14 protein-coding genes and 2 tRNA genes are annotated in these 15,155 nt (G+C 30.9%); 8 read left to right on the forward strand and 8 right to left on the reverse strand.

Annotated features, from left to right (window positions below; all coding sequences use genetic code 11):
* The first annotated feature begins 21 nt into the window (after positions 1–21).
* Positions 22–99: transfer RNA gene (locus tag EO083_RS04490), tRNA-Asp, on the forward strand.
* Positions 100–176: 77 nt separating this feature from the next.
* Positions 177–254 (forward strand) — tRNA-Asp (locus EO083_RS04495).
* 63 nt (positions 255–317) lie between these two features.
* Here EO083_RS04495 and EO083_RS09980 read toward each other — a convergent pair.
* The 8 genes from EO083_RS09980 to dnaA form a co-directional block, all read right to left on the reverse strand.
* Positions 318–1,268 (reverse strand): hypothetical protein, encoded by a 951-nt coding sequence (locus EO083_RS09980; protein ID WP_241229967.1) that lies wholly within the window; start codon positions 1,266–1,268, stop codon positions 318–320.
* A gap of 237 nt (positions 1,269–1,505) precedes the next feature.
* Complete coding sequence (locus EO083_RS04505) at positions 1,506–2,465, reverse strand: ABC transporter permease (protein WP_126992989.1); 960 nt, start codon at positions 2,463–2,465, stop codon at positions 1,506–1,508.
* Positions 2,462–3,496, reverse strand: coding sequence for an ABC transporter permease (locus tag EO083_RS04510; protein WP_126992990.1), 1,035 nt, complete (start codon positions 3,494–3,496; stop codon positions 2,462–2,464). Before EO083_RS04510 ends, EO083_RS04505 begins: the two co-directional genes overlap by 4 nt.
* A 1-nt stretch (position 3,497) precedes the next feature.
* A complete protein-coding gene (locus EO083_RS04515) occupies positions 3,498–5,006 on the reverse strand; it encodes an ABC transporter ATP-binding protein (RefSeq protein ID WP_277600362.1) in 1,509 nt (502 codons plus the stop codon).
* Between the two features lie 115 nt (positions 5,007–5,121).
* Positions 5,122–6,219, reverse strand: a complete 1,098-nt coding sequence (locus EO083_RS04520) for a BMP family lipoprotein (protein WP_126992992.1) — start codon at positions 6,217–6,219, stop codon at positions 5,122–5,124.
* A gap of 32 nt (positions 6,220–6,251) precedes the next feature.
* The gene (locus EO083_RS04525; RefSeq protein ID WP_126992993.1) at positions 6,252–8,072 is read right to left on the reverse strand and encodes a hypothetical protein; all 1,821 of its coding nucleotides are present in this window, start codon (positions 8,070–8,072) and stop codon (positions 6,252–6,254) included.
* A gap of 228 nt (positions 8,073–8,300) precedes the next feature.
* On the reverse strand, positions 8,301–8,483 hold the full coding sequence (locus EO083_RS04530) for a ferredoxin (RefSeq protein ID WP_126992994.1): 183 nt from the start codon (positions 8,481–8,483) through the stop codon (positions 8,301–8,303).
* Between the two features lie 41 nt (positions 8,484–8,524).
* The gene (dnaA, locus tag EO083_RS04535) at positions 8,525–9,841 is read right to left on the reverse strand and encodes a chromosomal replication initiator protein DnaA (RefSeq protein WP_126992995.1); all 1,317 of its coding nucleotides are present in this window, start codon (positions 9,839–9,841) and stop codon (positions 8,525–8,527) included.
* A 275-nt stretch (positions 9,842–10,116) separates the two neighbouring features.
* On the opposite strand from dnaA, the gene EO083_RS04540 reads away from it, so the two are divergent.
* From EO083_RS04540 to EO083_RS04565, 6 genes are all read left to right on the forward strand, one after another.
* On the forward strand, positions 10,117–10,932 hold the full coding sequence (locus EO083_RS04540; protein ID WP_126992996.1) for a M55 family metallopeptidase: 816 nt from the start codon (positions 10,117–10,119) through the stop codon (positions 10,930–10,932).
* Between the two features lie 4 nt (positions 10,933–10,936).
* Positions 10,937–11,821: a bifunctional enoyl-CoA hydratase/phosphate acetyltransferase gene (locus tag EO083_RS04545; RefSeq protein WP_126992997.1), complete on the forward strand. Its 885-nt coding sequence runs from the start codon at positions 10,937–10,939 to the stop codon at positions 11,819–11,821.
* A gap of 100 nt (positions 11,822–11,921) precedes the next feature.
* Positions 11,922–12,788, forward strand: coding sequence for an AAA-type ATPase lid domain-containing protein (locus tag EO083_RS04550; RefSeq protein ID WP_126992998.1), 867 nt, complete (start codon positions 11,922–11,924; stop codon positions 12,786–12,788).
* A gap of 5 nt (positions 12,789–12,793) precedes the next feature.
* A complete protein-coding gene (ispD, locus tag EO083_RS04555; protein ID WP_126992999.1) occupies positions 12,794–13,474 on the forward strand; it encodes a 2-C-methyl-D-erythritol 4-phosphate cytidylyltransferase in 681 nt (226 codons plus the stop codon).
* A complete protein-coding gene (locus EO083_RS04560) occupies positions 13,455–14,453 on the forward strand; it encodes a lysylphosphatidylglycerol synthase transmembrane domain-containing protein (RefSeq protein WP_164723695.1) in 999 nt (332 codons plus the stop codon). Before ispD ends, EO083_RS04560 begins: the two co-directional genes overlap by 20 nt.
* Before the next feature lie 23 nt (positions 14,454–14,476).
* Positions 14,477–15,148 (forward strand): DUF47 domain-containing protein, encoded by a 672-nt coding sequence (locus tag EO083_RS04565; RefSeq protein WP_126993000.1) that lies wholly within the window; start codon positions 14,477–14,479, stop codon positions 15,146–15,148.
* The last annotated feature ends 7 nt before the right edge of the window (positions 15,149–15,155 follow it).

Raw genomic sequence — 15,155 nt, forward strand, 5'->3', positions numbered from 1 at the left:
GGTCTTTGTCATCTAAGAGTCGGGGACGTGGTGAAGCCTGGTTATCACGCCGGTCTGTCACACCGGTGGCCGCGGGTTCAAATCCCGTCGTCCCCGCCAGTTAAATAAAATGTAGCCGATAAGGCGATTGACAAGATTATATGTATATGGTAAAATATTAAATGATGACTAGTGTTGGGGACGTGGTGAAGCCTGGTTATCACGCCGGTCTGTCACACCGGTGGCCGCGGGTTCAAATCCCGTCGTCCCCGCCAAGATAAGGGGATAGCAAAAGGCTATCCCCTTTGTTTTTTATATAAAACATAACAAAATCATGTCTAATGTTCTTTTTTTAAAACTGTTTCTAAATTTAATTTCCAAATATATTCTGTTGGTGATTTACAAAAGTTTTTATATTTTAAAGCACCTGATTCAAATAATATATATAGTGAATTATCAATTTTTGATATTCCTTCTGACATAGGTAAAATATTTATTATTTTTTCTGGATTATCTAAAAACCAAACAGGAATATTGTTTATTTTTTTCTGTGGTTGTTTATTTAGCTTATTAGGATAAAATTCCAATTTTGAATCATTATTTATACCGTATGATCTACTTAAAATTATATAATCTTCAGTAAATTCTACATCTTGTACAATATTTGGTGAGACCAAAATATATTTAAGAGAAGAAATATTTTCATTTTTGTCTAGTAGAAAACCAGTTATCCAAGAATTAAATGATTCGTTTTTTTTATTAGTTATTCTATGAGAGGGATCAGTTAAATAGCCAAAAATATGATAAAACTCACCTACCCATATATGATTGTTATAGTATTGGACAAAAGAAGCTCTAACAGGTATTTTGTAAGTTTCAATGATATTAATCTTATTTCCAGATTTGGTATTTATTAAGTCGTCTATTTTTATTTTATATAAATGATAGTCTGAAGATATCCATATAAATTTTTTGCTTACGGCTACACCGCCTGCATGACCTGTATAGGGTTTTCCGTTTGAAAAATAAATGTTTAGATATTTTATATACTTTCCAGTCTTTTTATCTAATAAAACTAGTATACTGGGTTTTTTACTAGCAGAATAATATGAAATAACTATCCAATTATTGAAATAACTTAGTCCCTGAGGAACATAATTTTCATTTAACTTTGGAATTAAAGCAAATTTGGATGAAATTTTATAAAAATAGTTATATTCAGTTTTAAAGTAATTTAGAATTAAAGCTATTAAAAAAGCAAATATAAGAAGTTTACTTATGTTATTCATTTTTATTTGTACTCCTTTTTGATAGAATTATTATAACAGATATTTAGTAAAGAATGGCAATAAATGATATATCTTTTTTGAAAAGCAATTTAATAAGAAATGAGCTCTTTTTAAATATATTAAAATATTGCTTTTTTCAAAACTTATAATGTAATTAATTAAAAAAATCCCTCTTCTTGAAAAAATAACTAAAATCAAGAAGAGGGATTTTTGTATAGATAATTTTATCATTATTTATTAGGAAACTTTTTCATATGGAACACCATCAGCTTTTGGAGCGCGAGATTTGCCAACAAATCCGGCAACGACTATAATGGTTAGGATGAATGGGATCATGTCAAATAATGGTTTGACAGTTGCAGAAACGTGAATTAAAGAGCTGCTTTGCATTTGGTTTGCAAATGCACTTGATGCACCAAATAATATACTAGCAAGCATTGCTCCTACAGGATTGTATTTACCTAAAATCATCGCTGCAAGTGCTATAAATCCTCTACCACCAGTCATTAATTCTCTAAAATGACCAACTTCACCAATACTTAAGTAAGCTCCTGCAAGGCCAGCCCAAACTCCACTCATTAGTACACCAAAGTATCTTATTCCAAAAACATTTATTCCCAATGTATCAGCTGCTTCCGGATTTTCACCAACTGCCCTCATTCTAAGTCCAAGTTTAGTTTTATAGATTAGCCACCAGGAAAATGCAACTGCCGCAAATGCCATATAAACAAAAGGACTTAATTCACCAAATATTTTTCCAAAAAATGGTACATTAGATAATCCGGGAATTTTTAATTCTTCTACTTTTCCAACAAAGTCGGTTTGACCAGGTTTTCCGAAAATTGGTTCCATCAAAAAACCAGTAACACCTTGAGCTATTAATATTAAAGCAGTACCTAAAACAACTTGGTTACCTGCCCACTTAATACTTCCCCATGCATGAATCCATGAAAATGCAAGACCAGAGATTACAGCCATTAGTACTCCAACCCAAACATTTCCAGATAGATATGTAAACACAACAGAAGTAAATGCACTCATAAGCATAATACCTTCTAGAGCAATATTTACAACACCGGTAATTTCACTATATACTCCGCCAAGGGATGCAAAGATTAAAGGAGTAGCAGCTGTTAATGTAATTTTATAAAAAAGAGGGTTTATAAAAACAAGGAAAATTGCTTCTAAGACTCTCATTTTGTCACCTTCTTTCTTATCATAATAGTACGAACAATTCTATCGGCTGCGACAAGAAAGATAACAATACCTTGAATTATCATGACCATATGTTTTGGAACACCAACAAATTGCATTTCATTACTTCCTGTTCTAAGAGCTCCAATAAGTAAGGCAGCAAATATAATTCCAATTGGATTATTTTGTCCAATTAATGCAATACTTATACCATCGAAACCCTTTCCTCCAGAAAGTTCACCTAAGAATCTGTGATGAACACCCATTAATTCAGTTGCTCCTGCAAGACCAGCTAGTGCACCACTAATTGCCATGGCAAGGATAATATTTTTAGATACTGAGATTCCGCCGTATTCAGCAGCATAAGGATTAAAACCAACTGCCTTAATTTCATATCCGGTTGTTGATTTATTAAGTAAAATATACATAAAAATTGCTGCAACAACTGCAATTATAATACCTGCACTGACTTCAATAGCTCCTACCTTCATCAATATTGGAAGTTGTGCGGAATTAGCAATTTCAGGACTCTTTGGTGTACCTGATCCAACCTTTAGTGGACCTGTTACCATGTAAGATGCAAAGTAAGTTGCAATCCAGTTGAGCATTATTGTCGTAACAACTTCATGAGCACCGGTCTTTGCCTTTAAAAATCCAGCAATTGCTGCATAGCCAGCACCAACTGCCATGGCTATTAAAATAGTTAATGGAATGGCAATGATCGGTGGCAAAAATCCAAAGTTTCCAGCAAAAGCTGCAGCAATCAATGCTCCCATTACCATTTGACCTTCAGCACCTATATTAAAGACCCCTGCTCTAAATCCAAAGCCAACAGCAAGTCCAGTTAATATTAATGGAGTAGTTTTTATTATTGTATCAGCAATTGCTTGTTTTGAACCGAAAGAGCCTCTAATTAATGCTGAATAAGCAGTGAGTGGATTTTTACCAATCAATAATATAATAACTGTTGAAATAGCAAGTGCTATTAGTACAGAAATAATAGGTATGAGTATTGCAGAGAATCTTTTATTCATCTTATCCCCTCCGTGCCTCTACAAGTCTTTGACCAGTCATCATCAATCCTACTTCTTCAACTGTAGTTTCTTCTGGTTTTACTTCTCCCATAATTTCTCCTTCATACATAACAATAATTCTGTCACTTAAAGAGAATATTTCTTCAAGTTCCATAGAAATTAAAAGAATTCCAACATCCATTTCTCTCATTTTTAATATTTGTTTGTGTATAAATTCAATTGCTCCAACATCCAAACCACGAGTAGGCTGGGCAACTACTAGAAATTTTGGATTCATTCTAATTTCTCTTCCAACTACTAGTTTTTGTTGGTTACCACCTGAAAAATTTCCTCCAAGATGTTGAATTCTTCTAGGCCTCACATCAAATTCTTCCATTAGATTTTTTGTATATTCAAATATTTCTTTATGATTCAAAAAAGTTCCATTGGAAAATGGAGGTTTATAGTGTTGTCCAAGAATAACATTATAGTAAGCTTCAAACTCTTCAATAAGTCCATGTTTTAAGCGATCTTCGGGAATATGAGCAAGTCCTAGTTCTCTAAGTTGCTTTGGTGTAAAATGTGTTACATCTTTGCCTTCAAAGTATATTTTCCCGTCTTCAATTTTTCTTAATCCAGTTATTGCTTCTACAAGTTCAGTTTGGCCATTGCCAGCAACACCTGCAATACCAACTATTTCACCTTTTCTTATATCAAAAGAAACTTTATTGACTGCTACTAAACCTCTGTTATCTTTAACGACAAGATCTTTAATCTCAAAGACTTTTTCTTTTGGCTCATGTGGAGCTTTTTCAACTCTTAAAACAACATCTCTTCCAACCATATGTCTTGCAATTTCTTTAGGATTAGTTCTTGATGTTTCAAGTTCACCGGTAACTTTTCCAAGTCTCATAACAGTTATTCTATCGCTTATTTCCATAACTTCATGTAATTTATGTGATATGAAGAGAATAGTTTTTTCATCTGATTTAAGCTTTCTCATTATCTCAAACAATTCTTCAACTTCTTGAGGAGTTAATACAGCAGTAGGTTCATCCAAAATAATTATATTTGCACCTCTATAGAGAGTCTTAAGGATTTCGACTCTTTGTTGCATACCAACTGGAATATCTTCAATTTTTGCATCAACATCTACAAATAATCCATATTTTTCAGATAATTCTTTAACTTGTTTTCTGGCTTCTTTAATATCAAAATTTAGGCCTTTTACAGGTTCACTACCAAGTACTATATTTTCAGCAACAGTTAATGTATCAACTAACATAAAATGTTGGTGAACCATTCCTATTCCGTTTTTTATAGCATCTTTAGGCCCTTTAATTGTTACTTTTTTGCCATTGATCAAAATGTCACCCTCATCTGGATGATACAACCCATATAATTGATTCATCAATGTTGATTTACCAGCACCGTTTTCTCCAACTATTGCATGAATTTCACCTTTTTTAATTCTTATAGTTACATGATCATTTGCTAAAACTCCTGGAAATTTTTTAACAATATTTACCATTTCTACGGCATACACAATTTAACTCCTCCTTTCAACGCTTTGTCACTTAACTAAGGTTTTAACCTTAGTAAAATGACAAAGCAATGGGGGCACATGCCCCCAAAATTTTTATAGATTAGAATGGGAATACAATATTTGGTGTTCTAAAGGATTTTAAAGCTTCCTCGGTTTCTGGAACGGTAAGAATACCTTTTTTAATCAAAGTAACAAGGTATGCAAGTTCTGCTAATGTTCTATTTTCAACAAGTCCTTTTGTATACTTCATTGGGCTCATTCTTACACCGTTTTCAGCAAGACCAAGTTTGTGGATTCCAGGTGTCCAGTTTCCTTCGTATGCCCATTTTACACCAAGATAAGATGCGGTGTCTACACCCTTCATTGCACTTGCAAGAACAACACCAGGAGCCATATAATCTTGATCAACGTCTACACCCATAGCAAAGTATCCACCTTTTTCAAATGCGTATTCTAAAATGGATTTCAAATCGTCTTTTCCAACTAATGAAACCATTTTTTCCTTTGCTGCTTCAATAACACCATTTCCGCAAGCACCACTTGCGTGGAATATGATATCTACACCTTCTGCAAATTGAGAAAGAGCAAGATCTTTTCCTTTTTTTGGATCACTAAATTGGTTTGTATATCCTTTAATTATTTGAATATTTGTACCATGAAGGTCGTTGAATACCTTTACACCAGTTTCAAAACCGTATCTAAATCTTTCAACTGGAGGAATTGGAATTCCACCAATAAATCCAACTTTATTTGCTCTTGTAGTTGCTGCTGCAATGTAACCTACAAGAAATGCAGATTCTTGTTCTTTAAATAGGAAGCAAATTACGTTAGGTGGAACATTATCAGAAGATGGAGCAATATCTATACCTGCAAAATAAACATCAGGAAATTGTTGTGCAACTTCAAATAAAGCGTCGGTCATCATAAATCCAACTGCGTATACGATTCCACCATCTGGTTCTTTTTGAATTTCTTGTGCAGCTTTTGTAAGGTTTGAAACATAGTCTGCTTGTTCATAAGATTGAATTACTTGAGCATCAATTCCAAGTTCAGCTGCAGCTCTTTTAACCCCAGCCCAAGTTCCATCATTAAAAGATTTGTCACCAAGACCACCAGTATCGGTAACCATAATAGCTTTGAAAGAAAATGCGCTTACTACAAATAATATCGACAAAATGAAAATAAGTAACTTTTTCATAGAACTTCCCTCCCTTTTAAAAAATGTATGTTTTAACCCTTTAAGGGTTTAAAGCTCTTTATTAAAATTATTATAGATATGATAAGTAAAATTGGAATTACAATACTATAATTAAATGTAATCAAAGGAACACCATATTGAACAAAGAAAATTATAGGATTAATTAACATTAATAAAGATGACAATGTTGCAGCAACGTTCCAAATAATTGAGTTTTTATTTTTTAGGGATGTCAAGAAAAATCCAAGTGATAAAAATACAAATGTTAGGATCCCGAACTTAGTTCTGTAAAATTGAATTGGTATTTTTTCAAGATCTCTAGTATTTTTAATAATTTCATTTATTTTTTTTACTGTTGGACTTATTTCTTCAAAATTTAAATCGTTTTGAATTTCTTTTAAGAATTCATTTTCAAATGTGTCAGATGAAATTTCAGCAACTTTTTTCGTGAATTTCTCTAAATTATTTTCAGCTTTTTTGAATTGCTTTTCTCTAATTTTTTCTTCGATTTGATAATTAGAAAACTCAGTAGTTAATGTTTTAAAATCATTGACTCTACCATCGAAATTTTTAACACTTTTATATTCAGGATCTTTGATTTTTTCGGTAAAATTATTTAAGTTTATTGAAAGTCTTTTAATTATATCTTCAGTTTCTATAATACTTGAATTTGCAATTGTAGTTAATTCTCTTACAATATTTGAAAATTTGGAATATTTATCTTTTAAAACATCATTAATAAGTTCAGTAAAGTATGGAGAATTTTCAAATTCTTTAAGGTTTTTCATGTGAAAATCTTTAGTATAATATGTTGGAATTACAAATGATATTAATAATAAAGCAATCAATGAAATTTCAAGAAACTTTTTGTTTTTTATAAATATTATTAATGAAGCAAATAAGGCAGAGAATGAAATTAATCCATATATTGTAGCATCAGAGTTAGATAATATATCAAAGCCAATAAATAGATACAAAATCTCAACAATTGATATTAAAAATAATACAAGATCCCACTTTTTTGACTTCATTGTAATCAGAATTAAAGCAATATAGGCAACCCATCTTAGCCACCAGAAATTGTATGATTTTGGAGCAGTCTTTTCAAACTCGTCTGAAAAGATATTTTTCAAGTTTGAGACACTTTTAATAACGTTTCTTTGTAATAGTCCACTATATCTATTAATGTTAGGGACCATTCTTTGTGGATTTTTAGAGATAATTTCCAAATATTTTACAAAATTCTTTTTAATTTCTTCATCTTTAAGGATAATTTTTATTTCATCAGTAAACTCATATTCTTTAAATTTTGGAGTGTATTCAAATTCAAATGAATATTGAGGAGCATCTTCTATATCAGCATTACCAACCAAATTAATTTTAGCACCAAGATGTTTTGCTAAAAGATCAGAAAGATAATTTCTTGCAGCAAAAATAACCTTTGATTGGTAGGAGTTAAAAAAACTGTTGAAATTAGGGGAAGATTTTATAAAGCTTGCTTCGAATTTTTTTCTTTCAAGTGATGCTTCGAGGTATGAAAAAAATGCGGCTCTAGCAAGTTGTGTAGTATAATTATTCGATATGTTTTGTTTGTATATCACATTAAGATAGTCACCAATTTTTTTTGAAACGTCTGTTTTTTCAACACTTCCAACAAGTTCAATTTTGTAATATCTGTAAATTGGCAAAAAAGTGTTAATAGAATTTCTGGTATTGGATAAAAATTCATCATCATTCGATGTTTCAAAATTGTTGATATAATATAAGAATAATTCCTTAGATTTTTCAAGATTGATTGGAAAAGTTAGGGATAAGATTAGTACTAAAAAAACAAAAATGGTTAACCGCTTCATTAAATCAGCACCTCCGTTGGTTAATCTTTTAGCATTATCTACCAGGTATTTTATTCTAACATAAAAAAAAACCATCTACAATTTTAATTATATCATGAAAAATGTAGAAAATTACAATAAAATTAAAAATTTAGCGGTTATTTACTATAAATGAAAGGGAAGGAATTTATAGAGGACTAACTGCCGGATAAAATCAAAGGCCGGGGAAATCCCGGCCTTTAAAATCTATTATTCTTCTACTGTAATTGCAGAGGTTGGACAGCTGTCAGCTGCATCTTTAGCACAGTCTAAATCTGTTTCTGCTTGGAGAACTTTTGCTTTCATATCGTCTCCAACTTTGAAGACATCTGGACAAAGGTTTTCACATACGCCACATCCGATGCATGTTGCTTCGTCAACTCTTACTTTCACGTTTGTCACCTCCTGCTATTTGATAGGCTAATTTGATTATATCATATACTTTCGCCCTGTGCAAAGTTTTTTGTTGCTTTGTCTATCTGTTTTAGATAATTTTTTATTATGATATTTCCTTCTTTTATTAGTTTTTCTACTTGGTTTATATTTTGTACGACAGAAGAATGTGATTTATTAAAAACTTTTCCAACGTCACGTGTCGAAAGGTTTAATTTTTTTGCTGCATAGTACATCCCAACTTTTCTAGCATACGAAATATTTTTTGTTCTTTTGCTTGAAAGAATTTCTTCAGGTGAACATTCAAAAATATCACTTAAAATTTCAATAAGTTTTTCTTCTAAAGCTTTTGGCGGTTTGGATGGGTTTGTTAAAATACTTTGTGCTATAGATAGATTTAAAGAACCATATAGATTTTTGTAAGCAATTAACTTTAAAATTGCACCATGAATTAATCTCGGATTATCATAAATGGAACTAATGTAATCTATAATTTCATCGTTTATTTCAACACCTTTAAGCTTACTAATTTTTTTCCCAATTTTAAATAAGTCTTCTTTAGTAGGATTTTCAATTTTAACTAGCAATCCCATTTGAAATCTTGAAATCATTCTTGAATGAAAATCTTTTAATTCTTGAGGAGTTCTATCTGAACATATAATAATTTGTTTTCCGGCCTCATGTATTGCATTAAATGTATGGAAAAGTTCAACTTGTGCTGATTTTATACCGATCAAGAATTGAATGTCGTCAATTATCAATATGTCAGCTTTTTTTCTGTATTTTTCTCTAAATTCTTCTGTTGTTCCATTTTTAATTGCGTAGAACATTTCATTCATAAAATCTTCACTGGTAAGGTATGCAACTTTAAGATCTGGATCATTTTCCAAAAGATAATTTCCAAGTGCTTGAGCAAGATGTGTTTTTCCAAGCCCCACACCACTGTACAAAAATATAGGATTGTAGTAACCAGGTTTTTTACTAGCTTCAAGAAAAACGTTATATGCAAATCTATTAAAGTCTCCCACTACAAAATTTTCGAATGTATATTTCGGATTTAGTGGGGTTATAAGTAAAGGTCTTTTTCTAACTAAAGGACCTTTTTCTTCATTTTTTTGGGTAATATCAATTTCTTTATAAACTATTTCAAAAGTAGCATCTTTTCCAAGAACTTCTTTAACTACTTTTGAAATAATTTTGCTGAATTTTTGCTCAAGTCGGTCTTTTATAAATATATTGCCGACTTCGAAAACAACATGTTTATCTTCAATTTTTTTAACGTTAAAATCTAAGAACCAACTTTCCCAGTTTTGGCGGCTGATTTTTTCTTTTAGTGCTGAAAGTATATTATCTTTCATAGGACACACCTCAGGAAAATATTTTTTCTGGTGGGGCATCAAATATTATCTCATAGGTGTATGTAAAATTTCAAGGAATAAATGTGTCAATGTTCTAAATAATTTCCCAATAATTTGAAACAGGTATTCAAGTTTTCTATATTTTTAGATTAAATATGATGAGAATAAAGTATTTAAGGCAGTTTTTAAAATTCTTGATTTTGCAAAGAAATGCAAAGCTTAGGTTTTATAGGAACTTGAGTTAAAATATTTTTGTAACATAAAGGAGGGGGAGTATGAAAATATATGTTTCTATTGATTTTGAGGGATTGGGTGGTGTGACTCAATGGTCCGATGTTGAATACGGCGTTAAATTCAAACAAAATTATTTGATGGAACAATTGAAGGCTTTTTTAAGGGCAACTGATGGAAACTATGTTTTATTAGTTGATTCACATGCTATGGGAGATAATGTATTGTGGGAAATTACAAAAGAATTTGAAAATGTGGAATTAATTTCAGGCGGACTAAGGAAAAATTATATGATGAGTGGTCTTGATGAATCATTTGATAGAGTAGTATTTTTTGGATATCATGCTGGTGTTGGAACAAGATATGCGGTTATGGATCATTCTTATTCTTCATCATCTATATATAACATATGGATAAATGGTCAAAAAATGAATGAAGCTCTCATTAACGCAGCTTATGCTGGACTTTACAATGTTCCAGTTGCAATGATAGTTGGTGATGATAAATTAAAAGGTCAAGTTTTTGATGATGTTTTTTTTGTAGAAACTAAAGAATCTTTAGGGAGATTTTCAGCAAAGCATAAATCTATGAAGAAAGTTTTAAAAGAAATAGAAGAAACAACTAGGAGGATGTTACAAGTTCCAAAAGAAAAATTCAAGGTCTATAAATTTGACACACCAATTGAGTTAGTTGTTGAATTTACTGACACTGCAAGAGCGGATTTGGTTGAGATGTTACCGCTTGTTGAGAGAATTGATGGAAGAAGTGTGAAGTTAATTCATGAAGACTATCAAGTAGTATTTGATGCAATTTTAAGTATGGCATTTATGTGTTCGATTATAAAATACATTGGGAGGTGATTGGATGTTAAGAAGTTTTGATGAGGTAATAGAAAAAGCAAAGACAAAAGAGGCTGTTATTGCATTAGCTGGAGCTGAAGATGTTGAGTCATTGAAAGCGATTAAAGATGTTTTGGATCTAGGCATAAAAGCTATATTGGTTGGAAAAGAGGAAATTGTTAGAAAAAATCTTGAGGAATTAGAAATGGAACTTCCAATTGTGAATGCTGAAAGTGAAGCAGAAGCCTCAGAAAAGGCTGTTAAGTTGGTATCTTCAGGTCAAGCAAATGTGTTAATGAAAGGATTGGTAAAAACTGCTACACTATTGAAAGCTGCCTTGAATAAGGAATGGGGACTTCGTGGTGAAGGATTACTTTCTCACGTTGCACTTTTAGAAACCCCTGGAATGGATAGGATAATTTTTGTAACAGATGGTGGAATGGTTATTAAACCAACATTGGAGCAAAAAGTACAAATTATAAAAAATGCAGTTTCTCTTGCACATAGTTTAGGATATGAGGAACCAAAAGTAGGTTTAATAGCAGCAGTTGAAGTAGTGAATCCAGATATGCCTGAGACAATGGAAGCTGCAATATTAGCAAAGATGGCTGATAGGGGACAGATAAAAGGATGTAAAATTGATGGACCACTTGGTTTAGACAACGCATTGAGTGAGTTTGCTGCGAAAGTAAAGAAGGTTTCAGGTCCGGTTGCTGGAAAAGCAGATATCTTAGTTGTTCCAGATATTCATAGTGGAAACTTCCTTGGAAAGTCTGCAGTGTACCTTGCAAATGGTAAGATTGCTGGAATAATTATGGGAGCAAAAGTTCCTATAATTATCGTTTCAAGAGCCGATACAAGCGAATCAAAAAGAAATTCAATAGCTATTGCTGCAGCAATTAGCAAGTAATTTTATGGTATTTAATATTTATTTGGAATATGTTAAAATACAATAGAAAGGTGGGGGAAGCCTGAGGGAATTATAATAATATACAATAAGGGGTGAGTCTTTGATTAAGCTTTTAATCCCTCAGGTTCTTGTTGAGAGCCTGAGGGAATTTTTATATGAACATAGAGAAGTTGTTTTTGACATTTATAATTCAAATTTAGAAGAAAAAATTAGAGAAGATTACTGGGATATAGTTTATTTAACGGAAGAAAAAACTGTCCCGGGAAAAATTTTGGTATATTCCTTAAGGGAATTGGAGCTCGCTGTTAAGCTTTTTGAAGTAAAAGAAGAATATAGAAGGCTAAAAGAAGAGTATGATATGTTGTATTCTTTCCCAGAACTTCAAGGTCCTATAATAAGAGAATTTTTGCAAAAAGTTATATTAGATTTTAAAGAAAAGAACGAATTAGTGTTATTATATGAAGATGGAATGTATGTAAATGAATACAGAACATTTTTTGAAAGTAGATTACCTCATATAAAAGTGAAATTTTCTAAGAAAAAAGGACTTAAAATTCCCCCCTTAAGGGATAGAAAAGAAGATATTCCATATATCTTTGATATTGTTCTTTCGTCTTTGTACCTAAAACATAAGAACTTGGATAAAAAGATACCAGATAACAATGAATATGAGCTGTTAAAAGAGTATAACTGGCCTGGTAATACAAAAGAATTGGTTAAGGTTGCTAGTAATTATGTAGCAACTGGAAGAATTGATATACCTAAATTTAAAACCAGTAATTTTGAAGGTATAGATCTTGTAAATTTTACTAGTAAGCTTGTAAAGCACGTTGAAAAGAGATATATAATGCTTGCATTAAAAAAATCTGATTCGAGATTTAAAGCAGCTAAAATGCTTAAAATAAATTATAAAACCCTTTCTCACAAGATAAAACTTTATGGTATTGAAAACTCTAAAAAAAGGTGATAAATGTGATAGTTGGTGTAATTCTATTTGGTGGAAAAGGAACAAGATTTTCTAAAGCTTTTCCAAAACAATTTTTGAAGTTCAATGGTAGGACATTGATGGAGCATACAGTTGAAAAGTTTTTATTAGATTGCTTTGATTTTTTAGTAGTAGTGTCAAATAGGGATTATATCAATAAAAGCGTAGAAATTTTAAAAAAGTTTGAAAAAAAAATATACGTTATTGAAGGTGGAAAAACAAGAGAGCATTCTACCTTTAACGCTATAAAATTTTTAGAAAATAAGATTGATTTAAATGATATTGTTTTGATTCACGATGGGGCAAGGCCATTTGTAAATAAAGATATAATTGAAAAAAACATTGAAAATGCAAAAAAGTTTGGAGCAACAGTTACAGCAATTCCTTCTGAAAATACTATAGCGGTAGTTGAAAGTGATTTTATTTTATCTGTTCCAAAGAGAGATAGTATATTTATAATCCAAACACCGCAAACATTTAAATATGGAGTTTTAAAAGATTCATTTTCAAAATTTTCAAATAGATTGGATAATTTTACTGATGATGGTTCAGTTGTACTTGCTTCGGGTTATAAAGTTTCTATAACGGAAGGTAATAAAAAGAATATAAAAATAACTACAGTAGAAGATTTGCATCTAATGGGAGTTGATGAAATTGTCGGAGGCTAATAGAAACAAAAAGTCAATTTTTAGAAAGGTTTTTATTTCATTGATAATTAGTTTTTCGATGATTATTCTTTTTCAATTTTTTTATTCAACGCAAGTTTCGTTTTTAAGAGATTTACTTACTATAGAATTCTTAATTAGTTTATTTATACTTGTTGTAATTTATTTGATAGATACTTTGAGACTTTCAATGTTATTAAAATTTTTTAAATATAGCCTTCCTTTCAAAGAGACCTTCAAAAATATATTTTTCGGTAAATTCATTTCTTATATCACTCCAATGTCTATAGGCGGCCAACCTTACCAGATATATCATCTTTCAAAAGTGGGAGTAAAAACAGAGGATGCAACAAATATTGTAATTTCAAGAACGTTAGAGATGTCTTTTGTAGTTTTGATTATTGATATTTTATCTATTAGACCTATTTTATCTGCTTATCCTAAAAGTTTTGGGTTGTCATTAATTTTGACGGGATTCATAGTTAGTTTTTCAATTTCTTTTCTAATTTTAATTGGATTTATAAACAAGAAATTTTTAGAAAAAATATTATCATTTTTTGGAAAATTTTCTAGAGAAAAGCTAGAGAGAGAAAAAATAATAGAATGGATTGATTCATTACATGAAAGTATAAAAATTTTGTGGGTTAAAAATCCGTGGATTTTAATTTTGGATATAATACTGTACTTTGTTACAATTTTGCTTTATACCTATATTTTCTATATTTTTGTTGATAAATTTTCAACTATAGAATACTTATACTTATTAGGTATAATTTCGCTCTTAAATTCTGTTGCTTATTACATTCCAACACCAGGTTCAAGCGGAGGAGTTGAAGGAACTTATCAGATAGTATTTTCTCAAATTTTGGGTCCAGATGTTTCAATAAGAATAATTACGGTGTATCGGGTTGTTACATTTTATATACCACTTTTGTTGGGAAGTTTCTTTATAACGAAAATTTCAACTAGTGAAAGAATTTAATAAACTTTAAAAGGAGGGATAAGATGAAGAGGTTTATTGATAGGTTATTTCCGGAAGTATCACCAACGAAATTACTCAGTGAACACGCAGAGTATTGTATGAAAGCAGGTACTATTGTACCGCAGATTTTAGACGACTATTTTAATGGAAAAGATATAATGCAATACTCTAAAGAGATTGATAAATTTGAGTCTAGTGCTGATGAGATTAAAACGAGATTGAGAGAGATCTATACAAAACTTAGATGGAGCTACTTTGATAGAATAGATGCACTTGAGATTATACATAACCAAGATTCGATTATAGATGCAGTTGACGATTTTGTAAAGATCCTTACTATGAATAAAGTTGATGAATGCCCAGAAGAAGTAATTGAAAAAATAAAACTTATGGGAGACTATGTTGCAGATGTTATAAAATTTATGAAAGTTTCTGTAGATGAACTTAGAACTGTTGTAGAATCTGACTTTTCTCCAAATGAAATTAGTAAAGAAGATAATTTAACTTTTGATGTAGAAAAGGATGAGTCAAAAACAGATTCATTGGGAATAGAAATTGGAAAAACACTATATTCATATAAAAATAAGATGAATCCTGTTGATATTTTGTTTTTAAACAGTATTGTAGTTTTAATGATGAAAATAGCTGATAGAGCTGAAAATGTTGTTGAAAGAATTAGAATGATTATTAGATAAGGAGGCG

It is taken from the genome of Thermosipho globiformans (genome assembly GCF_003990895.1).
GTDB lineage: Bacteria > Thermotogota > Thermotogae > Thermotogales > Fervidobacteriaceae > Thermosipho > Thermosipho japonicus.

Excerpts from the sequence above, each read along its gene's own strand:
- EO083_RS09980 (WP_241229967.1), bottom strand. The coding sequence starts at position 1,268 with ATGAATAACATAAGTAAACTTCTTATATTTGCTTTTTTAATAGCTTTA.
- EO083_RS04505 (WP_126992989.1), bottom strand. The coding sequence starts at position 2,465 with ATGAGAGTCTTAGAAGCAATTTTCCTTGTTTTTATAAACCCTCTTTTT.
- EO083_RS04510 (WP_126992990.1), bottom strand. The coding sequence starts at position 3,496 with ATGAATAAAAGATTCTCTGCAATACTCATACCTATTATTTCTGTACTA.
- EO083_RS04515 (WP_277600362.1), bottom strand. The coding sequence starts at position 5,006 with ATGGTAAATATTGTTAAAAAATTTCCAGGAGTTTTAGCAAATGATCAT.
- EO083_RS04520 (WP_126992992.1), bottom strand. The coding sequence starts at position 6,219 with ATGAAAAAGTTACTTATTTTCATTTTGTCGATATTATTTGTAGTAAGC.
- EO083_RS04525 (WP_126992993.1), bottom strand. The coding sequence starts at position 8,072 with ATGAAGCGGTTAACCATTTTTGTTTTTTTAGTACTAATCTTATCCCTA.
- dnaA (WP_126992995.1), bottom strand. The coding sequence starts at position 9,841 with ATGAAAGATAATATACTTTCAGCACTAAAAGAAAAAATCAGCCGCCAA.
- EO083_RS04540 (WP_126992996.1), top strand. The coding sequence starts at position 10,117 with ATGAAAATATATGTTTCTATTGATTTTGAGGGATTGGGTGGTGTGACT.
- EO083_RS04545 (WP_126992997.1), top strand. The coding sequence starts at position 10,937 with ATGTTAAGAAGTTTTGATGAGGTAATAGAAAAAGCAAAGACAAAAGAG.
- EO083_RS04560 (WP_164723695.1), top strand. The coding sequence starts at position 13,455 with ATGAAATTGTCGGAGGCTAATAGAAACAAAAAGTCAATTTTTAGAAAG.
- EO083_RS04565 (WP_126993000.1), top strand. The coding sequence starts at position 14,477 with ATGAAGAGGTTTATTGATAGGTTATTTCCGGAAGTATCACCAACGAAA.